Below are 22,579 nucleotides of genomic sequence, written 5' to 3'. Positions count from 1 at the left end.
TCGCCGGGGGCGGCGGGGCTATCCTGCGACATGTCCTCTTCTCCGTCTGGGCCGTCGCGGTTCGTGCGGCTGCTGGTGCCGCTGGTGCTCATCGTGGTGTGGTTCGCGGCGGCCGGGGTGGGCGGGCCGTACTTCGGCCGGGTGGAGGAGGTGTCCTCGAACGACCAGACGACCTTCCTGCCGGCCAGCGCGGACGCCACGCGGGTCGCCGGGCGCCTGAAGGACTTCCTGGGGGACCGGACGATTCCCGCCATCGCGGTGTTCACCGCCGACCGCGAACTGAGCGGTGAGGAGCTGGAAACGCTGGAGGCCGCTGTGGAGGCCCTGGACGGAAAGGAGGCGGTGCAGGGCGTCTCGCCGCTGATCGGGTCGGAGGACGGCCGGGCCGCGCAGGCGTTCATGCCCATCAACGCGGACGCGGACATCGCGGAGGTGGTGGCGGAGGTGCGCCGGGACCTGAAGGCCGCCGCGCCGGCCGGCGTGACCGCGTACCTGACCGGTCCGGCCGGGTTCACCGGGGACCTCACGGCGGCGTTCGGCGGCATCGACGGGCTGCTGCTGCTGGTGGCGCTGGGGGCGGTGCTGGTGATTCTGCTGGCGGTGTACCGCTCGGTGCTGCTGCCGGTGGTGGTGCTGCTGACCAGTCTGTTCGCGCTGTGCGTGGCGCTGCTGGTGAACTGGTGGCTGGCGAAGTGGGGCGTGTTCACCCTGACCGGGCAGACGCAGGGCATCCTGTTCATCCTGGTGATCGGCGCGGCCACCGATTACTCCCTGCTGTACACCGCGCGGTACGCCGAGGAACTGCGCCGCCACGCCGACAAGTACGGCGCGACGGTGGCGGCGCTGCGGGGGGCGCTGGAGCCGGTGCTGGCGTCGGGCGGCACGGTGATCGCCGGGCTGCTGTGCCTGCTGCTCAGCGACCTGGGCTCCAACCATTCGCTGGGGCCGGTGGCGGCGGTGGGCATCGTGTTCTCCATGCTGGCGGCGCTGACGCTGCTGCCGGCGCTGCTGTTCGTGCTGGGCCGCGCCGCGTACTGGCCGCAGCGGCCGGTCTACGACCCGCACCGCACCGACGAGGCGCAGAGTGCGGCCGGCGTGTACGCCCGGATCGGACGCTGGATCGCGCGCGCGCCGCGCCTGGCGTGGATCGGGGCGGCGGCGCTGCTGGCGCTGGGCGCGGCGTTCGTGCCCACCCTGCGGGCAGGGGGCGTGCCGCAGAGCGAACTGGTGCTGGGCGTCTCGGATGCCCGCGACGGGCAGCGGGCCCTGGCGCAGCACTTCCCGGGCGGGTCCGGCAGCCCGGCGTACGTGCTGACCGCGCAGGGCAACCTGGACGCGGTGGGCGCCACGCTGCTGCGGGCCCCGGGGGTGGCGGCCGTGTCGGTGCTGAGCGAGGAGTGGCCGTCCGGGTCGGCGCCGGTCACCGAGGACGGCGTGCAGGGCTTCGGCCCTCCCGGCGCGCCGCCCGCGACGCCCACCGTGCGGGGCGGGGACGTGCTGCTTCAGGCCACGCTGAAAGCCCCCGCCGACAGTGCCGAGGCGGCCGCCACCGTGCGCGGCCTGCGCGAGCAGCTGGGCGCCACCGCGAGGATCGGGGGCAGCACTGCGGTCGCCATCGACACGACGGACACGTCCATCCGGGACCGGACGCTGATCATTCCGCTGATCCTGGCGGTGATTTTCGTGATTCTGGTGCTGCTGCTGCGCAGCCTGCTGATGCCCGCGCTGCTGATGGCGACCACCGTCCTGTCGTTCGGCACGGCGCTGGGCGTGTCGGCGCTGGTGTTCAACGGGCTGCTGGACCTGCCGGGCGCGGACCCGTCCGTGCCGCTGTACGGGTTCGTGTTCCTGGTGGCGCTGGGCATCGACTACAACATCTTCCTGATGACCCGTGTGCGCGAGGAGGCGCTGCGGCTGGGCACGCGGCCCGGCATCCTGCGGGGGCTGGCGGTGACGGGGGGCGTCATCACGTCTGCGGGCATGGTGCTCGCCGCGACCTTCGCGGCGCTGGCGGTGATTCCCATCCTGTTCCTGCTGCAACTGGCGTTCATCGTGGCGTTCGGGGTGCTGCTGGACACCTTCCTGGTGCGCACGGTGCTCGTGCCGGCGCTGGCGTACGACCTGGGGCCGCGTGCGTGGTGGCCGGCGCGCCTCCCGGCCGACCGGGCGCCGTAAGCGGCGTAACGGGGCGGCCCCGCCGGGCACAGGACCGGGCGGGGCCGCTTCCTTGCGGGGTTTACAGGCTGAGGTCGTCGCGGGTGCGGCTCTGCACGTTCAGGTCGCGGGTGGCGTCCTCGGCGAGTTCGTTGCGCACGCGGTCCAGGCGGCGCTGGGCGCCGTCCACCTCGCCCTGCAGGGTGTTGATGGTGCGGCTGAAGTTGTCGAGGGCCTGGGCCTTGAAGTCGCTGATCTGGTCCAGCGCGGCGTACACGTTGTCGAAACTGGCCTTGAGCTGATCGAGGTTGATGGTGGCGCTGCCGGCCTGCTGGTGAATGGCGGCGGACTGCTCGCGCAGCATGCGGCTGGTGCCCTCGATCATGTTGCCGGTGGTGGTGTTCAGGGCGGTGACCTGGTCCAGCACGAGCTTCTGGTTCACCAGCGCCTGCGAGACGACCACGGCGGTGCGCAGGGCGCTGACGGTGGTGCTGGTGGCGCGGTCCACGCCCTTGATGAGTTCCAGGTTGTTGCGCCGCACGAGATCCAGGGCCATGTAACCCTGCACGCTCACGGCCAGCTGCGTCAGCACGTCGGTGACGCGCTGGCGCACCGCGAACAGCAGTTCTTCTTTCACCACGCGGGCCTTGTCGGGGTCGGTGGCCTCGATCTCGGCGATGCGGCGGCTCAGGGCGTCGTCCACAGCGCGGCCCACGTAGGCGTGCTGGCGCAGGCGCTGCATGGCGTTCCAGAGGTTCACCTTCTCCTGTTCGATGCTGGCGTTGTCCTTGCGCAGCTCGTCCTGGCTGCGGTACAGCGTTTCCAGGATGGCGTTCAGGTGGCCCTGCGCCGACTGGTACTTCATGAAGTAGTCGTCCACCTTGCGGCCCATGGGGATCATGCCCAGCAGCTTGCGGGGGCTCAGCGCGCCGCCCTGCCGGGAGGGGTCCAGGGCCTCGACGGTGCGGCGCAGGTCCATCAGGCCCTTGGTGACGGTGCTGTTCTCGTCGTACAGGCCGCTCTTGGTGGCCTTGATGGGCCGGTCCAGCATGCGGTTGCTGACGTTCGCGGCCGCGCGGATGTCCTGCCCGCCCAGGTTGTGCAGGGTGTCACTCTTGCGCTTGAATTCCGGGCCGTTGGGGTCGGCGGTGAGCAGGCCCTGCACGAATTCCTGCGCCATCTGGTCCAGTTTGCTGCGCTGCTCGGGCGTCAGGTGCACCATCTCGCCGGACTGCTCGGGGCTCACCTGGGGCACGGCGGCGGGCGCCTGCAGCGGCTCGGGGGGCGTGAGGGAGGGCAGATCGTTGGGGTTGGTCATTGGGGGCTTCCTCCGGGATGCGGTCGGTCGTGGGGCCGGGTGTGGTCCCCAGGGTACGCCGCACAGTAGGGGTCAGGGGACGGCGGGGGCGTCCTTCTTTGGACGTACGCCTTGCCCTGGGAGTACGCGCCCCCGGCCGGCCGGGTTCCCCACACAGCAGGGCCAGCCCGGCGGAAGGCGCGGGCTGGCAGGGGAAAAGGCCGGGGTGTGGTGGTCAGCGGACGGTGACGGTCAGGTCCGTGGCGCGGATGTAGGCCGGGCCGTTGAACACGGCGCGGAGGGTGTACGTGCCGGCGCTCACGGCGCGGCCGCTGGCATCCTTGCCGTCCCAGACGATCTTCTGCACCTCGCGGCTCTGGCCGGGGGCGACGTCGGTCATCACGATCTGCATGGTGCACAGGGTGTTCTTCGGATCGGGCCGCACCACCTGCCCGGCAGCGTTCACCACCTCGAAGCGCACGTCGCAGGCCCCATGCTGCAGGCGGATGGCCTGGGTGCCGGTGTTGCGCAGGGCGAAGCTCCAGGTGCCGCCCTCACCCGCGCGGACGCTGGTGGGGCCGGTCAGGGCCGCGGTGTGCGGCTGGGTGAGCTGCGGGCTGCGCGCGGCAGGCAGCGTCGTCACGCTCGGCCGGGCCGGCGTGGTCGTCGCGGGCGGCGTGGTGGGGGCGGTGGGCGTCTGCGTGACCGTGCCGGTGCTGCCACCGCTGGTCACGGTGCCGGTGGTGCTCGGCGCGCCGTAGTCCACGATGCCCAGCGGGAGGTTCGCGGCGCGCAGCCGCTGGATCAGCGTGAGGCGGTCCACGGCGCTCAGGCCGCCCACGACCACCCGGCCGCGGGTCTGGTCGATGGCGCTGGTCTGCAGGGTCTTGAGGCCCTCCAGCAGCGGCAGCACGGCCTGGAGCTGCTCCATGGTGTACCCGGAGTTGGTGGTGGTGGGGGCCGGCGCGGTTGCGGGCGCCGTGGTGGGCGTGGACGGGGTGGGCGAACTGGGGGGCAGGGCGGGCACGCCGCTCTGGGCCAGGGTCAGGCCAGCGCCGGCCAGGCCGAGGGTGAGCAGGGCGCCACGGGTGCGGGTCAGGAGAGACCTTGTCATGGCTCTCACCTTGCCGCGCGCTGCCTGATGCCGGGTGAGGGCAGGTAAAGAAGATCCTGCGAGATGAACAGGAACCCGTCAGCCGGTGTGGAGGGTAAGGCGGAAGCTCCGACCACCTGTCCTGGACCCAGGCACAGATCGTGAGAAAAGTGACAGTTGCAGTCGTGAATGATAGGCTGACAGGGTTGCCGGGGAGAGGCCTGACGCTGGCGTCAATGTCTGCCCGGACTGAACAGAAGTGGTATACAAACCAGGCTCGTCTTTGTATGATGGACACGTGCTCTCCCTGCAGAAAGCCTCCAACATCCTGGGTGCCTTCAGTGCCGAACAGCCTGAATGGGGGGTCCGCGCCCTCGCCACCCACCTGGGCGTGCCCCGCGCCACCGCACACGCCTACCTGGCCGGCCTCACCGAGGCCGGTTTTTTACGGCGCACCCCGGCCGGCAAGTACCGCCTGTCCTGGCACCTCGCCGAGATGGGCGCCCAGCTCACCGGCTCCCTGCCCTGGTTCGCCGACGCCCGCGCCCTGCTGACCCGCCTGGCACTGGAGGTCCGTTCCGTGGCGTTCCTGTGCGTGCTGGAAGGCGAGAACGTCGTGGCCGCCATCCGTGAACGCCACCCGGACGCCGACATCGACATGCCGCTCGACGTGTACCTGCCCGCCACCGCCACCGCCAGCGGCAAGATCCTGTACGCGCACCTGGACGTGCAGCCCAAGGACTTCACCGACTGCACCCAGAGCAGCATCACCACCCGCGACGAGTGGCGCACCGAGGTCGCCAAGGTCCTGCGCCTCGGGTACGCCTACAGCATCGAGGAATGGATTCCCGGGCAGTGCACCCTGGCCGTGCCCTACCACCACGGCGACGAGGTCGTGGCCTCCATCGGCGTGCAGATGAGCGCCCAGCGTTACCTGCGCGAAGAAAGCGCCATCCGCGAGAAGGTCATGCAGATCGTCCACGAGGCCGAGCTCCAGGGCTGAGCCCCGGCCGTCAGTTCAGCGCCTTCACGTCCGTGGTCAGCGCCTCCAGCTGCGCGCGCAGGTCCTCACCCCGGGTCCGGGCGCCCTCCAGGCGCGCCTGCTCCTGCTCGGTGAAGCGCGTGAACGGGCTGATCGCGTCCCGCAGCCGGGCGTCGGCACGCTCCTGCTCACGCTCGTACTCGCGGCGCACGATGCGTTCCAGCGCCTCGCGCAGTTCGCCCACCTTGGCGCGCAGCTGCCGGTGCGCCTGCAATCTCTTGTTCGGGAGCACGAACAGCCCCAGGCTGCCCAGCGTCAGGCCCGCCAGGATGCCCCCGGTGAAATCCAGCGCGGTCGCGCCGATCAGCGCCCCGATGCCCGCGCCGATCCCCACGCCGCCTGCCAGCCCCCCGATCACGCCCTTCATGGCGTCCTCGGCGTCCTGCGACAGCTGCCGCGCCAGCTCCTGCTGCGTGGTCAGCGCCAGGTGGTCCCGCGCGCTCCCCGCGATGCCCTCCAGCAGCGCCGACCGGTCATAACTGAACCGCGTGCGCGCCACCTCGCTCTGCGGCTGCCGGCGGATCAGGAACGCCTGTACGTCCTCCCAGAAGTGCAGGTTCGTCTCCACGAACCGGTCGATCATGTTCCCGAACTGCCGGTCGATGGCCTCCGGCAGGTCCCCCACCGCCTCCCGACGAAACTGCTCCTCCAGGTCCCGGCTGTTCATCAGGCCCCGCAGGTTCGAGAAACGCAGCTTGTCGTCGATAAAGCGGTCCGCGCGGACCTCGAACTCGCTCAGAAGCCGGCCCAGACGGTTAAGCTGCCCGTCCAGCTCCCCCTGCATGGTGCCGCGGTGATGCTCCCGCTGCGCCTCCAGGTCCGTGAGCACCCGCAGGTCCTCCGCCAGCGTTTGCCGCGCCGCCGCCGCCCGCGTCTCCTCACCGCCCAGCAACTCCGCGGCCGTGCCCAGCGGATTCTGCAGTTTCAGGCGAGTGCGCTCCGTCTCCGACAGGCGCATCTTCAGCACCGCCCGCAGGGCGTGGAACCCCGGATCTCCCCCGCGCTGCTCGCCCCGCGCGCTGATCAGCAACACCGGCGGCGTCAGGCCCAGCACGCCCCGCGCGCCCGCCTCCACGAACTCCCGCACCTGATGCCGCTGCTCCTGCGTCTCCAGCAGATCCGCCTTGTTCACCACCATGATCACGCTGCGGCCCCATTTCGCCGCCAGACTCAGGAACTGCCGCTCGGACTCCGTGAACGGCCGGTCCGCGCTCGTCAGGAACAGCACCAGGTCCGCGCGCGGCAGGAACCCCTCCGTCAGCGCCTGATGCTGCCGGATGATCGCGTTCGTGCCCGGCGTGTCCACCACCGCCACCCCGTCCAGGCTCGGCAGCGGGTACGTCAGCCGGCTCACGAACGGATCCCGGGTGGGCTCCACCTGCCCCGGCTTCTCCCCATGCACCAGCACGTAGATGCGGTCCGTGGTGGGCGTCACGCCCTCCGGAAGGACCTGCGCGCCCAGCAGCGCGTTCAGGAAACTGCTCTTCCCGGCGTTGAACTCCCCCACCACCACCATCAGGAACGCCTCGTCCAGCGCCCGCACCGCCGTCCGGGCGTGCTCCACCACCTCCGGCGGCGCGCCCTGACCCTCCAGGAACGACTGAATGTCCGCCAACAGCACGCGCTCCCGCGTGAGAAGGTCCTGCACCCGCTCCGAAACCAGCATGGCGCGAGTGTAGAGCCCGCCCCCCACCCCACACCAGCGCAGAACCCGCCCACCCACACGACGTGAACGAAGCATCAACCCCCCAGCGCGGAGGCCAGGGGGCGTCATTCTCGTCAAGATTAGGGAGAAAGCTCCTACAACTTATTCTTCGGTCCAGTCCCGTTGGCTGGGCAGGGCGGTCTGGGCGGAGAAAATCGAGGTCCCGGGGAAGAAGGGAGGAGACTTCGCACCGCTGATAAACCGCTGATCGAAGTTGAAGGCGTCTCCGTAACCGTTCTGGATGGTGACCGTGCCGTTGCTGGCAAATCCCGCCCTGCCACGTGGCGGTTCCTTACTCTCCGCAAGGCTTCCGAGCAGGTGGATGCTTCCGCGCGGGTTGCCACTATCGTAGTTGTCGACCTTGAAACCTTGTCCGTTGGCTCCAGCCAGCAAGGCGCCGTGCATGTAAAGGTCGTTAGGGGCGGACGTACCCACCCGTACGCTGCCACTGCCGGCGATCAACCCAAGGATATTGTTGGCTGACGGGGTGGTGATGGGGTTGGTCTGGTAGGTCAGGTCGCCCTGCACCACGATGTCCGTGGCAGCAGCGATGTTCAACTGGGATTCCGAGGCGATGGCGGGGGGGATCTGAGGGGGGACGGCATTGTTGGCCGGGAGCGGGTTGGGCAGGGCGCCCGTCCGGGCCGGACCCTTCAGGCTGGTGATGCTGCCCTGCACGAACAATTGGCCATTGGGAACGTAATTGCTGCGCGTTTCCGTCGTGCCGTCGGGCCGGGTCACGACCGTCGGGCCGTTCGGGTAGGCCACGGAGATGGTCGTCGTCTGGTTGCCCTGCACGATGGTGTAGATCTGATTTCCGTTCTGTACGCTCAGGCGAACCTCAGCATTGCCCTGAACGTAGATTCCGGCCTTGTTCCCGTTGGCTGGGTTGGGCAGGTACACGCCCGCGGCAGGCTGGGTGGTGGTGCAGGACGTGATGCCCAGGGCGACACACCGTTCGCTTCTCGAAGGGTTGGTCAGGACCGTGGCTGGCAGACCCAAGGAAGCACGGGCCTGAGAGAAGCTGTTCTGAGGAAGCTGAATTTCCGGTGCGTTGTACTGGAGGCCGTAACCGCCCCAGTTGGGCGTGGTGCAGTTCGTGGCCTGCTTGGCAACAGCGTCCCAGCTTGCGGTCCGGCCATTACATGTACGCATCTTCACGGTGGAGGCTGCGGTCTTGGCGCCCATGCTGAAGACGGGAGAGCCGGCGAACATCCAGTTCTTGTTGATCTGCACGGGGCCGTCGTAGTTCATGCCAGTCCCAAAGAAGTTCTCTTCCTGGCTTCCTCCGTCGTCGGCCAGCAGGAGGTACTGGTTGAGTGGGGCACGCCCCATGCTGATCCGAAGGGTGCCGTTCACTTCAACGTTGCGGTTGAACGCGCCGGACTGGCCTTGTGAGGTCACCAGGTAATCCACGTAGTACTGCTGTCCCAGCCCCTGAGGGTTGTACGAACCAGGGTCAAATCTGAAGTTACTAAAGCTGATGGTGGTGGTGAAATCTGCACCGTTGACCGTCCCGCTCTGGGAGGTGCCGGTCATGGCGTTGAGTTGAGTGATCACCGTGCCGAATTGAAGGTTCGGGATGATCTGCGTGTTGGCAGCATTCTGTCCCTGCTGCAAGAACTGCGTGGCATACGGGTTGAGGACAGCATCAATGCCAGGCACCATGGACTCACTGAGCGTAAAGGCCGCTCTGGCCTGCCCAGCTTCAGCGGCAGCCCGGGCGCGGATGAGGCCGGAGTGACCGCCGGCCTGCTGCACACCGGCGACGCTTCCGGTCAGAATAATGGACGCCAGCAGCATCAGAACGACCATCATGACGAGTGCGGTAACAACGACGTAGCCGCCGGTACGCGGTGGACGGTTGGTGGGGGGGTGCTGCTTCATGGGGCACCTACGGGGGCGGGCACCGCGATGTCCCGCATGAATACAGTGGATGAAAGGGTAAGGGCCGAGCTGCGCTGGCCGCTGCTGCGTTGGCCCGTCAGCGTGATCCGGACAGCGACAGGCTGCACGGGCGTTGCAGCGAAGGTGGCCCCGTCAGCCGAGTATTCGATCTGCATGGCGGTGATGTCGGGAGCGACGACCTGCACGTCCCCACCGGCGATCTGACGGGTCAGCGAGGCCACGCCGTCCACAGTCTGGATCGCGTAGTGAATGACGTCCACGCGGCCGAGGATCGTCTGCGGGGTGTACGGGAACGTGATGGTGGTCGCCGGGTGAAGCACGGCGGGGGTGGCGGGACTGGTGCAGGGGTTGGTGTCGTGCAGTTTGACCCAGTTCGAGGCGCTGCCGGTGGTGACCAGGGCATACTCGCCGCCGGTGAAGACATCGTCACAGTCTTTGCTGGCAGAGTTCGGGCTGATGATCCGGGTGGTGGAACTGTTGTTGTATGCGTTGCTGGTGGGGTAGCCGGGCGGAGCATCCACACGGAAGATGTTCTCCGCCGCCATCCGCGTCACGGAGAAGCTGGTGTTCCCGGAAGCGAACGTCGCCAGACCGCCGGGCAGGCTCCCTCCGGCCCGGACGACGCGGGGGCCCATGGATTCCCGCAGGTCCATGCTCATCAGTTCCAGAGAGGCTCGCATGCTCTCATCCACGCTCAGCTGCAGGGCGCTGCGGGCCTTCACGCTCCCCGTGGTGACAAGCATGTTGAGCAGGAGGCCAAGCACGATCAGGGAAAGGGCGGCAGCGACGAGCAGTTCGACCAGGGTGAAGCCCGCCTGAACCTGGGCGGGGGTAGACCTTTGGGGCTTACTGAAGGACATACGTGGCTGCCTCCAAAGTCTGCTTCCGCGCTTCGTCCCTAACCTGAACGGAGACCTGCCAGAGCTCGCGATTCGTGCCGGCCTGAAGGCGCGTGCCGGTGATCACGCTTCGAAAGGCCTGGAATCGTGCGTTCATGTCGGTGGCACTGAGGGAATGGGAGGGAATGGCGTCCGTGCCGTAATCGTGGCCTGTCGGGTAGGTGCAGCTGAAGGTGGTCGCCGTGCCCGTGCAGACGCTGCCGGTGGCCTGGAGGGGTTCCTGGTTGGCGCGGTAGCGGTCCAGCCAGCTCTCGGCGACGGAGTTCACCGTGGTCCTGCTTCGTGAGGCCGCGTCGGTGCGCATGGACGAGATGAGCAGGGTGCTCAGTGAAGTGATGACCACCAGGACGATGGTCATGGCCACGAGCACTTCCACTACCGTAAACCCCTGCTGCTGTGGCACCCGGTTCATTCGCGCCTCGCGATGCCCAGGGCCGTGACCGAGATCGTCTTGAGTCCGCTGCCCAGCAGCGCCTTGATGGTGGTCGAGGATGTTAGCTGACCGGTCTGGTTGTAGGTCTCCACGAACCCTCTGGAGGAGAAGACGTACTCGCGGGTAATCGTATTGGGGAAATCCAGGATCGGCTTGGAATAGGTGGAGGTGCGGATCACGGTCCAGGGGCCGGACTTGGTGGCGGCGGTCTCGATCACGTAGTTCCGCGCGTCCACCAGCCGGATGCGTCGCACCTGGCCGGTCGCCAGGGTTCGTGTACGTGAAACATTGAAGTCACTGGTGAGCTCAGCGAGAAAGTTGTCAGCCCGGAGCTTCTCGCGCCATCCGGCTGCCGACATGAAGCCAATCGAGAGAAGGATGCCCAGGACGGCCAGGGTGACCAGCATTTCCAGCAGCGTGAACCCCTGGGTGGACTGCGGTTGCTTCATCGGACCTCCAGGCAAGGAGCCGCCGGGACGGTTCCCCCATTCCTTGGAGCGCTCCTTCCCGACCGGTATTGCCAGACTCATATTCTCCCCATTGTGGGGGATTGATGGTGATGCGTCCAGAGTTTCTTATGGAATTTTACTTTCCCCCGAAGATTAAAGTTTCAATGTCGAACGAGTAAGGGCACCGCCTGTTTGCCCATTTCTTCAGCCGCAGGTCTGGGGACACCGGCTGCCTGCCAATGCAGACGCCTGCGCATGGGATGTGCTTGACTGGGCCATGACCGACAGCCCGGTGGTGGCCCCGGTGGCCCGTCCTGAAAGCCTGCTTGCCCTGCAGTTCCCGAGTGATCCTCAGGTGTCGCCGGATGGGCGGCGGGTGGCGTTCGTGCTGTCGCGGGTGGAGGAAGAAGAACCCTTGAAGCCGCAGAAGGACTGGGCGCGGCCCCGTTACCGTTCGCACATCTGGTTGTCGGGGGGCGGGGCGGCGCGAGCGTTCACGGCCGGGGAGGGACGGGACCATTCGCCGCGCTGGTCGCCGGACGGGCAGACGCTGGCGTTCGTGCGGGACGGCGCGGGCCGGCAGGGGCAGCTGTATCTGCTGCCGGTGGCGGGCGGCGAGGCGAGGCGCGCCACGGGGTTCCGGAACGGGGTGCAGGGGCTGCAGTGGAGTCCGGACGGGCGGTTCATCGCGTTCCTGACCCTGGCGGACGATGAGGACAAGCGGGATGAGCGGGGGGAGGCGCGGGTGATCACCCGGGCGCGGTACCGCTTCAATGGCCTGGACTGGTTGCCGGAGGTGCCGGCGCGGCTGTGGCTGTACGACGTGCAGGGGAACGAGGTGCGGGAGTGGTACGCGCCGGCGGTGGGGCTGAGTGCGTTCCAGTGGCGGCCGGATTCGAGTGGGGTGCTGCTGGTGGGCAGCCGGGATGACCTAGAGGCGAGCCAGTGGCGGAACGAGGTGTTCGAGCTGCCGCTGGACGGGGCCGCGCGGCAGCTCACGGACTGGCGGGCGTCCATTCAGGCGGTGGTGCCGCACACAGACGGCGGGTTCGTGCTGGTGGGCCGGGAGGCGGGGCAGCGGAACACCCGGTACGCGCACCTGTACCGGTTCGCGCCGGACGGTTCGTGGGCGGAGGTGGATGCCGGGCGGGATTTCCCGCTGGGGAACCTGGTGGGCGGGGACTGCCACGTGGGGACCATGCCGGATTCACCCGCGTGGCTGGATGACGGAACGCTGCTGGTGCTGGGGACCGTGCGCGGCAGCGCGGGGCTGTTCCGGATCGGCATGGACGGGGCGGTGGCGGCACAGGATCACGATCCGGAGGGCGTGATCGCGGCGTTCACGGCGCGGGGGGGCGGGGTGGCGCTGCTGCGGGAGAGCGCGTCCCGGTTCCCGGAGGTGGAGTTGAACGGCGTGCGCGTCACGGACCTGAATGCGGCGCTGCCGTTCCCGGCGCGGGTGCCGCAGCGCGTGACCTTCCCGACCGGACTCGGGGAGGGCGAGGGCTGGGTGCTGTTGCCGGACGGAGAGGGGCCGGTGCCGGCGCTGCTGAACATTCACGGCGGGCCGCACACCGATTACGGGCACGCGTTCACGCACGAGTTCCAACTGATGGTCGCGCGCGGCTACGCGGTGTGTTACAGCAATCCGCGCGGGTCGGTGGGGTACGGGCAGGCCTGGGTGGACGACATTCACGGCCGCTGGGGCACCGTGGATCAGGCGGACCTGCTGGCCTTCTTCGACCGCTGCCTGGAGGCCGCGCCGCGCCTGGACGGGGGACGCACGGGCGTGATGGGCGGCAGTTACGGCGGGTTCATGACGAACTGGATCACGGCGCACACCGACCGCTTCCAGGTGGCGGTGACGGACCGCAGCATCTGCAACCTGATCAGTTTCGGCGGGACCAGCGACATCGGGCTGCGGTTCTGGGACGACGAGCTGGGCCTGAACTTCCACCGCCGGGCGGACCAGGCGCGGCTGTGGGAGATGAGCCCGCTGCAGTATGTGGAGAACGTACGCACGCCCACGCTGATCGTGCACAGCGTGCTGGACCATCGCTGCCCGATCGAGCAGGCCGAGCAGTGGTACGCCGCCCTGACGCTGCACGGCGTGCCGGTGCGTTTCGTGCGCTTCCCGGGCGAGGACCATGAGCTGAGCCGCTCGGGCCGCCCGGACCGGCGCCTGACGCGCCTGCACGAGTACCTGAACTGGCTGGACCGCTGGCTGAACCCGAAGGAGCAGCCGGAACTGCCCGCCCGGGAGACCGCCGCGGCCTGAAAGTCCGAACCAACATGAAACAGGCCGGGATCCCCTCCCGGCCTGTTCTGTCTCAGGGCCGTGCCCCGAGCTCAATTTGGTGCTGTGGGTTATTCCTCGTCGTTGCGGCGGTTGGTCCAGCCGCGGTCGGCGCGGGCGCGGGGACGGAAACCGCCCTCGCTGCCCCCCTCACGGGCGCCCTCGGCGTTGTCGCGGGGACGGAACTCGCGGTCCCCGAAGCTCTGACGGTCGTTGCCGCGGAAACCGCCACGGTCCCCGCCACCCTGGAACCCGCCGCGGTCCTCGCGGGGACGGAAACCCCCACGGTCCCCGCCGTCACGGCCCTGGAACCCGCCGCGGTCGTTGCCGCGGAAGCCGCCACGATCCCCGCCGCCCTGGAACCCGCCGCGGTCCTCGCGGGGACGGAAGCCCCCACGGTCCCCGCCGTCACGGCCCTGGAATCCGCCGCGGTCGTTGCCGCGGAAACCGCCACGGTCCCCGCCGCCCTGGAACCCGCCGCGGTCCTCGCGGGGACGGAAGCCCCCACGGTCCCCGCCGTCACGGCCCTGGAATCCGCCACGGTCATTGCCGCGGAAGCCGCCACGGTCCCCACCCTGGCCGCCGGGGCGGAAGCCGCCGGACTGGGGCTGCGCCTGGCCCTGGCTCTCGCGGAGTTCGCGCATCTCGCGGCGCAGGCCGCGGATTTCCTTGCCCTGGGCTTCGAGCATTTCCTTCATCTCGCCCAGCAGACCCAGCAGGTCGTCGGCGTCGATGAATTCTTCCTCGTACTCCTCGTCCTGCTCACCGGTGCCGGCAGTCTGGGCGGCCTGGCCCTCGGCGGCGGCTTCCTCGGCGTCCAGGACGGCGTCCTCGTCGGGTTCGCCCTGAAGCTCGGGAATCACGGCCTGCACGTCCTGGGGGGCGTCCGCGCTGGTGTATTCGGGCTGCCCGTCCGGGCGCAGGTCATTCTGATCGGTCATGTGCTACTCCTTTTCCCGCCGTGGCGGGCGTACCCCCGAGTCTACCACCCGGGGCGTGAAGGGCCGGCGTGGCCCATGGCCCCTTCAGGATGCCGCGTGGGTGCCCGGGGTGAACTTGGGGAAAATTTGAGCTTCAGTTCAGCGGAACAGGGTGCGCAGCAGCACCCGCAGCAGCGGCTGGAGCACCACGCCGGTCAGGACGCCCCCGCCCAGGGCGAGCAGGCCGTTCCAGCCTAGGCCCAGCCACAGGGCGATGAACGTGAAGGTCCCCAGGGCCGTGGCGATCAGGGTGGCGAACCGCCGGGCGTTGTCGTCGGGCGTCCAGGAGTTCAGGTCCATATCCCTCCAGCCTGCCATGCGGGGACCGGGCAGACGCCCCGCGCCACGGTCACGTCTGGGGGCCCCAGCCTATACTCGGCCGCATGACGCGCATCAAGCCCGCTCTCCTGCTGGGGTTCGCCGTGACGTTCGCCTCGTGCGCGGGCGCGCAGACGCGGACCGTGAACATCGGCCTGGGGTACCTGCCGAACGTGCAGTTCACGCCGTTCTACGTCGCGGACCGGCTGGGGTACTTCAAGGCCGAGGGCATCACCGTGAAGTTCCAGCATGGATACGTGTCCGAGCTGATGCCGCTGTTGCTGAGCGGCAGGCTGGATTTCGTGGTCGGCGACCCCGAGGACGCCGTGTTCGCCCGGAACCAGGGGCGGGACGTGAAGTACGTGCTCGCGATGTACCAGAAAAATCCGGTGACGGTCTTCAGCACCAAGCCGCTGTCCGGGGCGGCCAGCCTGAAAGGCAAGACGCTGGGCATCCCGGGGCCGTTCGGGAGCAGCTACCACGCCGTCAAGGCGCTGCTGGACAGCGCGAAGCTGACAGAAGGCCGGGACGTGAAGCTGGCCAGCGTGGGCTTCACGCAGCTGGACGCCGTGCGGGCCGGCCGGGTGGACGCCGCCGCCGGGTACGTGAACAACGAGGTCGTGCAGCTGCGCGCCGCCGGGCAGCGGGTGTACACGCTGGACACCACCGCCGCCTACCCGATGGTGGGCGTGGGCATGATCACCCGCGACCAGAACCTGAAGTCCGACCTGGCGCGGCGGGTCGTGCGGGCCAGCCAGCGCGGCATGAAGTTCACGATCGCCTCGCCGGCGCAGGCGTTCAAGGTGGCGCAGCCGGTGTTCGGCGCGGGCGGCGGCACACTGGACATCCTGAAGGCCAGCGTGCCGCTGATGAGCAGCGCGTACACCGCCCAGAACGGCCTGGGCGCGAACAACCCGGCCGCGTGGGACAAGGCCATCGCGGCGCTGGTCAAGCAGGGCCATCTGCGGGCCGGCACGAAAGCCTCGGCGTTCTACACGAACGCCCTGATCACCCGCGCCCTGAAGTAATTCAGGCGTCCCGGGCGGCGCGCAGCAGGGCGGCTTCCTCCTGGGGGCTCAGCGCGTCCGGGTGGTCCGTTCTAAGGGCGGTGGGCGTGGTGTCGCGGATGGTCGTGAGCGGGTCGGTGAGGGTCAGGCCGGCCGCCTGGGCGCGGTCGCTGCTGACATGCATCAGGCCCGCCAGGGGGCTGCCGGCCGGGCGGAACAGCGGCAGTTTCGAGAGCGTCAACCCTGCGGCTTCCAGCCGGTCCGCGCCGATCCAGACGGGATCGGGCGCGCCGGTCAGGCCGATGAACTCCGCCCAGGGGAGGCGCGGCCCGGCCAGGTTGAACGCCCCGCCGAGGTCCTCTTCCAGCACGCGCCGCGTGAAGCGGGCAACGTCGCGCACGTCGATCACCTGCAAGTGGTCCTGGCCGGTGCCGGGCGCGAGCATCGGCCCGGGCCGCGCGGCGCGGGCCAGCCAGTACGTGTAGCGCCGGGTGGGGTCGCCGGGGCCGGTGACGACCTGTGGGCGCAGCACCGTGGCGCGCGGCCCGAAGGCGGCCTGCACCAGCCGCTCGCAACGGACCTTGAAGGGGCCGTAGGTGCGGTTGTCAAGGTCTGCCACGCGAGGCGCAGCGTCGTCGGGCACCAGGGCGCGCTGCGGGAAGGCCTCGGTGACGGGGCCGGCGGGCGGGTCGCGGTACGTGGCGACGGCACTCACGTACACGTACCGCCGGACGTCCGGCAGGGCCTCCACGCTGGCGCGCACGCTGCGGGGCAGGTATCCGCTCAGGTCCACGCAGGCGTCCCAGGTGCGCCTCCGCAAGGCGCCCACGCCGTGATCCGGGCCTTCCCGGTCACCGGTCAGGGGCTCCACGCCGTCCGGCAGGGCCGCTGGCTGGCCGCCGCGGGACAGCACGCTGACCGCGTGCCCGCACCCGTGCAGGGTCCGGGCGACGTGGGTGCCGATGAACCCGGTGCCGCCCAGGATCAGGACGTGCGTGCGTCCTCCACGCCCAGCAGGGCCAGCACTTCCGCCTCGCGCTCCGGCGTGAAGCTGTAGACGGTGTCGCGGGGCGCACTCCAGGCGCGGGTGTCCTGCGCGGTCGCGAGCGGGTCGGTGAGGGTCAGGCCGGCGGCCCGGGCGCGGTCGTTGCTGACGTCCATGATGCCGCCCTGCTCGCCGTTCGCCGGCAGGTAGATGGGCAGCTCGGTGAACTCCACGCCCGCCCGTTCCAGGGCCTCAGGGGTGGTCCAGTGAACGTCGACGGCCCCCTGCATGGTCAGGAATTCCCGCCAGCCCACGCGGGGCCCGGCCATGTTGAAAACGCCGCTGAGGTTCTCCTCGACGGCGGTGACGGCGAAGCGGGCAAGGTCGCGGGCGTCGATGACCTGCATGAAGTCCGCGTCCGCGCCGGCCGCCAGGACGGTCCCGCCGCGGGCCACGCGGTCCGGCCAGTACGGGTAGCGGGCGGTGTAGTCGCCGGGGCCGGCGACCAGCTGCGGGCGCAGGATCACACACGCCGGCCCGAAAGCCTCCTGCACGATCTGTTCGCAGCGGACCTTGAGGGGCCCGTATGTCTCGCCGGTGACCTCCGTCACGTCGTCTGCGGCGGGCGGGAACAGCGGGTCGTCCTCGCGGATGGGGTGGCGGCCCTGCTCGGCGTACACGCTGACGGTGCTGACGAACACGTACTGCTTGACCTGGCCCCGCAGCAGGCCCGTGCTGGCGTGCAGTTGCCGTGGGGTGTAGCCGCTCACGTCCACGCAGGCGTCCCAGGTGCGGCCGCGCAGGGCGGCGTGCCCGGCGTCGCCGCCGTTGCGGTCGCCGCGCAGGTGCTCTGCGCCGGGCAGGTCGCTATCCGGGGAGGTGCCGCGCGTGAACACGCTGACCGCATGCCCGGCCGCCAGGAACGCTTCCACGATGTGCCGCCCGACGAAGCGGGTACCGCCCAGTACCAGGATGTCCATGCCGGCATTCTCGGGCGCTCCGGCAGGTGCTAGGCATCCTGGCCTAGTGACGCTGCCCACATTGGCCTGCTACGGTAGGCGCACGTACCGAAAAGGAGGTGCTGCTATGACGGACATCAACACTGATACCCAGACCGCGACCCTGAGAGGACTTCTCACCGCTATCCGGAGTGACTTTGATTCCACTACCACCGAGAACGCAGCCCCTGCCGCCGGAGTTTCCCGCCTGGGCTGAGGGCCCACGGGGGCGCGTGTGAGCGCCCGCCACCACTGGGACGAGGACGACCGCGACTTCAGCGCCGTCCAGACCATCCGCCGCAAGCGGACGAAACCGCAGGGCCGCCGCCGACTGGCCGACCTGACCAACGATGACGAGAGCGGCGACGACCGCGACGACCTCATCCGCCGCCTGACCGACCTGGGCCTCCTGACCGAAGTCGTGGCGGAACTCAAGAGCGGCAAGGAAGCGACCGCCTACGTGGCCCGCACGCCGAAAGGCACCGCCCTGCTCAAGATCTACCGCGACCTCGCCGCGCGCAGCTTCAAGAACGACGCCGTGTACCGCGAGGGACAGGTGATCTTGGACGAACGCGCCAAACGCGCCATGGACAGCCGCAGCCGCCGCGGCCTGGAATTCCTGCAGCAGGACTGGGTGATGGCCGAGTACGCCCGCCTGTGGCACCTGTGGGCCGCCGGCCTGAACGTGCCCGAACCGCTGGTCGGCCCGACGCCCTTCGAGTACAGCGCCACGCCCCCCGCCGTGCTGATGCGCCTGATCGGGACCGAGGATCACCCCGCCCCGCGCCTGAGCGAGGCCCGACTGACCCCCGACGAAGCCCGGGCCGCCTGGGCGCAGGCCGTGCAGGGCATGGCCGACCTGCTGCGGCTGGGCTACGCGCACGGGGACTACAGCACCTACAACCTTCTGTGGTGGGAGAACACCGTGATCATGATCGATTTTCCACAACTCACGACCCGGCAGAACCCGAACTTCCGTGACCTGCTGCGCCGCGACGCCGAGAGCCTGGCGGTCAGCTTCCGCCGGCACGGCATTCACGAGTCCGGCGAGACCACCCTGCGCGAGGTGCAGCGCCGCGCCCTGGGCCCCGGGCCCGAGCCGCGCATGGTGCTGCCCTGAGCGCCCTGACCCCCTTCGAGGTGAGCGTGCCCGGCGCCACGTTGCGCGGCGTGCAGGGCGGCAGCGGCCCCGCGCTCCCCCTGCTGTTCCTGCATGCCGGCGTGGCCGACTCCCGCGCCTGGGAGGCGCAGCTCACGCACTTTGCCCGGGCGCGGCGGGTCGGCGCCTTCGACGCCCGCGGATACGGGCACACCACCGCCGAGCCCACGCCCTTCTCCCCCACCGCCGACATCCTGGCGGTCATGGAAGCGGCCGGCCTGGACCGGGCGGTGCTGGTGGGCAACTCGAACGGCGGGCGGCACGCGCTGGACTTCACGCTGGCCCACCCGGAGCGCGTGGCCGGCCTGGTGCTGGTCGGGCCGGCGGTGGGCGGCGCGCCGGAATTCACGGCGTGGCCGGACGCGGTCCTGCACGTGGACGCCCTGGGGGAGGCGGCCGAGGCGGCCGGCGACCTGGACCGCCTGAACGAGATCGAGGCCTGGATGTGGCTGGACGGCCCCGGCTGCCCGGAAGGCCGCGTGACGGGCCCGGTCCGGACGCTGTTTCTGGACATGAACGGCCGCGCGCTGCGCACCCCGGCGCCGCCCGCCACCCCGCCGGAGACGCCCGCCTACCCCCGGCTGGCGGAGGTGACCTGCCCGGCCCTGGTGGTGGTGGGCGATCTGGACCTGCCGCACATCCGGCAGGCCAGTGAGCACGCGGCGCAGCGGATGCCGCACGCCGCCCTGGAGGTGATGCCGGGCGTGGCGCACCTGCCGGCGCTGGAGGCTCCGGAGGCCTTCAATGCCCGGCTGGACCGGTATCTTCAGGCGCTGTGACGCCCGACGAAACTCCCCGGCCGGTCCGCGCCGTTCTCTTCGATCTGGACGGCACCCTGCACGACCGTCCCGGCACCGTGCGCCACTGGCTGGAAGGGCACACCCGCCGTTTCGGGCTGGGGGCCGGGTACGCCGCGCGCTTCCTGGAACTGGACGACTTCGGGTACCGGTCCAAGAGGCTGGTGTTCCCACAGCTGATCCGGGAATTCGGGCTGGACCTTGCCCCGGACGTGCTGTTCGCCGATTTCGACACGGCCCTGGACGACGCCCGGCCCATGCCACACGCCCACGAGGTGCTGGAGGCGTTGCGGGCGCGGGGACTGAAGGTGGGCATCGTGACGAACGGCTGGGTGGACGCCCAGACCCGCTGCCTGAACCGCTGCGACCTGACCGGGCGGGTGGACGACGTGGTCATCAGCCGCGCGGTGGGGCTGTCCAAACCGGACCCGCGCATCTACGCCCTGGCCCTGGAGCGCCTGGGGGTGCCGGCCGCGGAGACGTGGTTCGTGGGCGATTCACCCCGGAACGATGTCGCGGGGCCGCAGACGGCCAAACTGCGGGCCGCGTTCCTGCCCACCGGCCACGCCCTGAACGGGGAGCGGCCGGACGCGGTGCTCCGGGACCTGCGGGACGTCCTGTCCCTGTTCCCGGCGCCGTGACGGCCGGAGGGCCCGGAATCCATTCCGCCGGGACAGCGGCGGGCCCAGATCAGGAATCCCGTACAATCCGCCCGGAATTCCGGGGTAGACTGGGCGCATGTGGGTCTCGACGAAAGCTCAGTACGGCCTGCGGGCGCTGATCGAAATCGGCCGCCGCCCGGACGGGGCCGTTCCCCTCAAGGATGTCGCCGAGCGCCAGGGCATCAGCCAGCACTACCTGGAACAGATCGCCAGCAACCTGCGCCGCGCCGGGTTCATCAAGAGCATCCGGGGCGCGCACGGCGGCTACCGCCTCGCCCGGCCCGCGCGGGACATCAACGCCTACGACGTCGTGACCGCCATGGAAGGCAGCATCGCCCCGGTGTCCTGCGTGGAGGACAACCACGTCTGCGACCAGCAGAACGTGTGCGGCACCCAGCACCTCTGGCAGCGGGTGGACACCGCGCTGCGGGACGTCCTGGGCGGCACCACGCTTGCCGACCTGATCGAGGAAAGCGACCGCATGGAACACGCCCGGCTGGTGCAGCTGGAACCCATGTTCACCCGCGCCTGACCGTCCGGCCCCGCCGGCGGCCCGCACGCCCCACCGCCTATGCTGTGGGGCGTGTCGCCGCTCCCGCCCGCCCTGTACCGCCGCCTGGTCCGCCCGGCCCTGTTCCGCCTGGACGCCGAGGACGCCCACCACCTGACCCTGCGGGCCCTGGAACACGCCTCCGTGCTACCCGGGTGGCCGCGCCTGCTGCGCCGCGTGACGGCTCCGGCCGACCCGCGCCTCACGCAGACGCTGTGGGGCCGCACGTTCCCCGGCCCGGTGGGGCTGGCGGCCGGCCTGGACAAGAACGGCGTGGCCGTTCCGGCCTTCACGGCGCTGGGCTTCGGGTTTCTGGAGGTGGGCACGGTCACGCCCCGGCCGCAGCCCGGCAACGACCGGCCCCGGCTCTTCCGACTGCCGCCGGACGAGGCGCTGATCAACCGCATGGGCTTCAACAACGAGGGGAAGTACGCGCTGCTGTCGCGCCTGGCGGCCGTGCCGCACCGGGCCGCACCGGTGTGGGTGAACATCGGGAAGAACAAGGACACGCCGAACGAGGCCGCCGTGCAGGACTACCTGCGCTGCGTGACCGGCCTGTACGACGTGGCTGACGGCTTTGTGGTCAACGTGAGCAGCCCGAACACGCCGGGGCTGCGGGCTTTGCAGGCCGCCGGTGACCTCGCGACGCTCGTGCGGGCGGTCGTGAATGAGGTGGACGCGCAGCGGGTCCGCACCGCGCGCCGCGCGCCGCCGGTGCTGGTGAAACTCGCCCCGGACCTGCACCCGGCCGATTTCGAGGCGAGCGTGAACGCCGTGCTGGAGGCCGGCGCGGACGGGCTGATCATCAGCAACACCACCCTGAGCCGGGATGGCCTGACCCACCCGCGCCGCAGCGAGGCGGGCGGCCTGAGCGGGCGCCCCCTGACCGAGCGCTCCACGCGGCTGGTCCGGGACGCGTACCGGCTGACCGGGGGCCGCGTGCCGATCGTGGGGGTGGGCGGCATCTTCACGCCCGAGGACGCCTACGCGAAGATCCGGGCGGGCGCGTCGCTGGTCGAGGTGTACAGCGCCCTGATCTACGAGGGGCCGGGCCTGCCGGGCCGGCTGAACCGCGGGCTGTCGGCGCTGCTGGCCCGCGACGGCCTGCGCACGGTGGCGGACGCGGTGGGCGTGGACGCCTGACCTGAGCGGCACAGGACAACATACTTTACTGAGTTCAATCTGGTGGCGGAGCCTTTATCCAGATGAGGCCGCTGCCGAAGAATGCGCAACAGAAATTCTTCGGTGTCATGGCCCCTTTTCAGGCGAGGAAGGGCCAATGGACCCGTGGCTTCACCCCACGTGCTCTTTACGGTTTGCTGATAGACTCTTCATAGTTGCAGGACCCCCCGCCGTCTCCCCGGCCCCTTTCCGCGTGCAGGAGGACTCCTTGACCGCACCCACCATCCTCTTGGTTGACGACAACCCAAACGATGTGGAACTGGCCCTGGACGCCCTGGACGCCTGCGGCATCCGCGAGGGCATCGCGGTCGCGCCCGGCGGCACCGAAGCGGTCGCGCTGCTGCGCGGCGGCATCAGACCCGACCTGATCCTGCTGGACCTGAAGATGCCGAACATGGACGGTCTGGCGGTGCTGGACGCCGTGCGCAGTGACCCCCGCACCCGCATGATCCCGGTCGTGATGCTCACCACCAGCGGCGAGGAACGCGACATCGCCGACTGCTACCGGCACGGCGCGACCGCGTACGTGATCAAACCGCTGGACTTCACGCAGTTCCGCGCGACGGTGCGCACCATCACGGACTTCTGGGCGAACCTGAACCGCCGCCCCACCTGAGCCCCGGGAAAACTTCACGCCGCTTGCACTTTCGCGCCCCACCCGCACG

General features: G+C 69.8%; 21 protein-coding genes and 1 pseudogene. 10 read left to right on the top strand and 12 right to left on the bottom strand.

The annotated features are described in order from the left end of the window. The first annotated feature begins 30 nt into the window (after nt 1–30). Entirely contained in the window at nt 31–2,175 is a 2,145-nt protein-coding gene (locus tag DFI_RS03355) for an MMPL family transporter (protein WP_027461941.1), read from the top strand. A 61-nt stretch (nt 2,176–2,236) separates the two neighbouring features. On the opposite strand, the gene DFI_RS03350 is transcribed toward DFI_RS03355, so the two are convergent. Beyond that, on the bottom strand, nt 2,237–3,472 hold the full coding sequence (locus DFI_RS03350; RefSeq protein ID WP_027461940.1) for a toxic anion resistance protein: 1,236 nt from the start codon (nt 3,470–3,472) through the stop codon (nt 2,237–2,239). Nucleotides 3,473–3,686: 214 nt separating this feature from the next. Continuing rightward, nucleotides 3,687–4,565 (bottom strand): BsuPI-related putative proteinase inhibitor, encoded by an 879-nt coding sequence (locus DFI_RS03345; protein ID WP_051307445.1) that lies wholly within the window; start codon nt 4,563–4,565, stop codon nt 3,687–3,689. Nucleotides 4,566–4,842: 277 nt separating this feature from the next. On the opposite strand from DFI_RS03345, the gene DFI_RS03340 reads away from it, so the two are divergent. Beyond that, entirely contained in the window at nt 4,843–5,547 is a 705-nt protein-coding gene (locus DFI_RS03340; protein ID WP_022800098.1) for an IclR family transcriptional regulator, read from the top strand. Between the two features lie 10 nt (nt 5,548–5,557). Here DFI_RS03340 and DFI_RS03335 read toward each other — a convergent pair whose 3' ends face one another. From DFI_RS03335 to DFI_RS03315, 6 genes and pseudogenes are all read right to left on the bottom strand, one after another. After that, entirely contained in the window at nt 5,558–7,252 is a 1,695-nt protein-coding gene (locus DFI_RS03335) for a dynamin family protein (RefSeq protein ID WP_027461938.1), read from the bottom strand. Nucleotides 7,253–7,393: 141 nt separating this feature from the next. Beyond that, complete coding sequence (locus DFI_RS03330; protein WP_081425698.1) at nt 7,394–9,178, bottom strand: DUF4900 domain-containing protein; 1,785 nt, start codon at nt 9,176–9,178, stop codon at nt 7,394–7,396. Beyond that, nucleotides 9,175–10,059, bottom strand: coding sequence for a PilW family protein (locus DFI_RS03325; protein WP_027461936.1), 885 nt, complete (start codon nt 10,057–10,059; stop codon nt 9,175–9,177). Before DFI_RS03325 ends, DFI_RS03330 begins: the two co-directional genes overlap by 4 nt. Beyond that, nucleotides 10,046–10,456 (bottom strand): hypothetical protein, encoded by a 411-nt coding sequence (locus tag DFI_RS03320; protein WP_244940305.1) that lies wholly within the window; start codon nt 10,454–10,456, stop codon nt 10,046–10,048. Before DFI_RS03320 ends, DFI_RS03325 begins: the two co-directional genes overlap by 14 nt. Continuing rightward, nucleotides 10,457–10,510: pseudogene (locus DFI_RS21065) on the bottom strand (prepilin-type N-terminal cleavage/methylation domain-containing protein); the annotation flags it as partial. After that, nucleotides 10,507–10,980, bottom strand: coding sequence for a prepilin-type N-terminal cleavage/methylation domain-containing protein (locus tag DFI_RS03315; RefSeq protein ID WP_043776916.1), 474 nt, complete (start codon nt 10,978–10,980; stop codon nt 10,507–10,509). The pseudogene DFI_RS21065 and the gene DFI_RS03315, both read right to left, overlap by 4 nt. 277 nt (nt 10,981–11,257) lie before the next feature. Between DFI_RS03315 and DFI_RS03310 the strand changes: the two genes are divergently transcribed. After that, the gene (locus DFI_RS03310; RefSeq protein WP_051307444.1) at nt 11,258–13,258 is read left to right on the top strand and encodes a S9 family peptidase; all 2,001 of its coding nucleotides are present in this window, start codon (nt 11,258–11,260) and stop codon (nt 13,256–13,258) included. Nucleotides 13,259–13,347: 89 nt separating this feature from the next. Here DFI_RS03310 and DFI_RS03305 read toward each other — a convergent pair whose 3' ends face one another. After that, nucleotides 13,348–14,217 carry a hypothetical protein gene (locus DFI_RS03305; protein WP_027461934.1) on the bottom strand — a complete coding sequence of 290 codons (870 nt, stop codon included), beginning with the start codon at nt 14,215–14,217 and terminating at the stop codon, nt 13,348–13,350. A 138-nt stretch (nt 14,218–14,355) separates the two neighbouring features. Next, nucleotides 14,356–14,556: a hypothetical protein gene (locus DFI_RS03300; RefSeq protein WP_022800106.1), complete on the bottom strand. Its 201-nt coding sequence runs from the start codon at nt 14,554–14,556 to the stop codon at nt 14,356–14,358. 83 nt (nt 14,557–14,639) lie between these two features. Here DFI_RS03300 and DFI_RS03295 point away from each other — a divergent pair, with 83 nt between their 5' ends. Further along, nucleotides 14,640–15,602 (top strand): ABC transporter substrate-binding protein, encoded by a 963-nt coding sequence (locus tag DFI_RS03295; protein WP_081425696.1) that lies wholly within the window; start codon nt 14,640–14,642, stop codon nt 15,600–15,602. Nucleotide 15,603: 1 nt separating this feature from the next. On the opposite strand, the gene DFI_RS03290 is transcribed toward DFI_RS03295, so the two are convergent. Further along, nucleotides 15,604–16,521, bottom strand: coding sequence for an NAD-dependent epimerase/dehydratase family protein (locus tag DFI_RS03290; RefSeq protein ID WP_244940354.1), 918 nt, complete (start codon nt 16,519–16,521; stop codon nt 15,604–15,606). Nucleotides 16,522–16,565: 44 nt separating this feature from the next. Further along, nucleotides 16,566–17,546 carry an NAD-dependent epimerase/dehydratase family protein gene (locus DFI_RS03285; protein ID WP_027461931.1) on the bottom strand — a complete coding sequence of 327 codons (981 nt, stop codon included), beginning with the start codon at nt 17,544–17,546 and terminating at the stop codon, nt 16,566–16,568. Between the two features lie 253 nt (nt 17,547–17,799). Here DFI_RS03285 and DFI_RS03280 point away from each other — a divergent pair, with 253 nt between their 5' ends. From DFI_RS03280 to DFI_RS03255, 6 genes are all read left to right on the top strand, one after another. After that, nucleotides 17,800–18,684: an RIO1 family regulatory kinase/ATPase domain-containing protein gene (locus DFI_RS03280; protein ID WP_027461930.1), complete on the top strand. Its 885-nt coding sequence runs from the start codon at nt 17,800–17,802 to the stop codon at nt 18,682–18,684. Between the two features lie 26 nt (nt 18,685–18,710). Next, the gene (locus DFI_RS03275; RefSeq protein ID WP_043777009.1) at nt 18,711–19,502 is read left to right on the top strand and encodes an alpha/beta fold hydrolase; all 792 of its coding nucleotides are present in this window, start codon (nt 18,711–18,713) and stop codon (nt 19,500–19,502) included. Beyond that, the gene (locus DFI_RS03270; RefSeq protein ID WP_027461928.1) at nt 19,499–20,161 is read left to right on the top strand and encodes an HAD family hydrolase; all 663 of its coding nucleotides are present in this window, start codon (nt 19,499–19,501) and stop codon (nt 20,159–20,161) included. The genes DFI_RS03275 and DFI_RS03270 overlap by 4 nt, the downstream gene beginning before the upstream one ends. A gap of 97 nt (nt 20,162–20,258) precedes the next feature. Continuing rightward, nucleotides 20,259–20,714 (top strand): RrF2 family transcriptional regulator, encoded by a 456-nt coding sequence (locus tag DFI_RS03265; RefSeq protein WP_027461927.1) that lies wholly within the window; start codon nt 20,259–20,261, stop codon nt 20,712–20,714. A 72-nt stretch (nt 20,715–20,786) separates the two neighbouring features. Further along, nucleotides 20,787–21,875 (top strand): quinone-dependent dihydroorotate dehydrogenase, encoded by a 1,089-nt coding sequence (locus DFI_RS03260; RefSeq protein ID WP_027461926.1) that lies wholly within the window; start codon nt 20,787–20,789, stop codon nt 21,873–21,875. Between the two features lie 247 nt (nt 21,876–22,122). Beyond that, nucleotides 22,123–22,530, top strand: a complete 408-nt coding sequence (locus DFI_RS03255; protein WP_027461925.1) for a response regulator — start codon at nt 22,123–22,125, stop codon at nt 22,528–22,530. Nucleotides 22,531–22,579 lie beyond the last annotated feature (49 nt).

Source organism: Deinococcus ficus (assembly GCF_003444775.1).
Taxonomy (GTDB): domain Bacteria; phylum Deinococcota; class Deinococci; order Deinococcales; family Deinococcaceae; genus Deinococcus; species Deinococcus ficus.
Note: the sequence above shows the minus strand (reverse complement) of the source record. Positions and strands in the feature narration are given on the sequence as shown.

Excerpts from the sequence above, each read along its gene's own strand:
- DFI_RS03355 (WP_027461941.1), top strand. The coding sequence starts at position 31 with ATGTCCTCTTCTCCGTCTGGGCCGTCGCGGTTCGTGCGGCTGCTGGTG.
- DFI_RS03350 (WP_027461940.1), bottom strand. The coding sequence starts at position 3,472 with ATGACCAACCCCAACGATCTGCCCTCCCTCACGCCCCCCGAGCCGCTG.
- DFI_RS03345 (WP_051307445.1), bottom strand. The coding sequence starts at position 4,565 with ATGACAAGGTCTCTCCTGACCCGCACCCGTGGCGCCCTGCTCACCCTC.
- DFI_RS03335 (WP_027461938.1), bottom strand. The coding sequence starts at position 7,252 with ATGCTGGTTTCGGAGCGGGTGCAGGACCTTCTCACGCGGGAGCGCGTG.
- DFI_RS03330 (WP_081425698.1), bottom strand. The coding sequence starts at position 9,178 with ATGAAGCAGCACCCCCCCACCAACCGTCCACCGCGTACCGGCGGCTAC.
- DFI_RS03325 (WP_027461936.1), bottom strand. The coding sequence starts at position 10,059 with ATGTCCTTCAGTAAGCCCCAAAGGTCTACCCCCGCCCAGGTTCAGGCG.
- DFI_RS03320 (WP_244940305.1), bottom strand. The coding sequence starts at position 10,456 with ATGACCATCGTCCTGGTGGTCATCACTTCACTGAGCACCCTGCTCATC.
- DFI_RS03315 (WP_043776916.1), bottom strand. The coding sequence starts at position 10,980 with ATGAAGCAACCGCAGTCCACCCAGGGGTTCACGCTGCTGGAAATGCTG.
- DFI_RS03310 (WP_051307444.1), top strand. The coding sequence starts at position 11,258 with ATGACCGACAGCCCGGTGGTGGCCCCGGTGGCCCGTCCTGAAAGCCTG.
- DFI_RS03305 (WP_027461934.1), bottom strand. The coding sequence starts at position 14,217 with ATGACCGATCAGAATGACCTGCGCCCGGACGGGCAGCCCGAATACACC.
- DFI_RS03300 (WP_022800106.1), bottom strand. The coding sequence starts at position 14,556 with ATGGACCTGAACTCCTGGACGCCCGACGACAACGCCCGGCGGTTCGCC.
- DFI_RS03295 (WP_081425696.1), top strand. The coding sequence starts at position 14,640 with ATGACGCGCATCAAGCCCGCTCTCCTGCTGGGGTTCGCCGTGACGTTC.
- DFI_RS03285 (WP_027461931.1), bottom strand. The coding sequence starts at position 17,546 with ATGGACATCCTGGTACTGGGCGGTACCCGCTTCGTCGGGCGGCACATC.
- DFI_RS03265 (WP_027461927.1), top strand. The coding sequence starts at position 20,259 with ATGTGGGTCTCGACGAAAGCTCAGTACGGCCTGCGGGCGCTGATCGAA.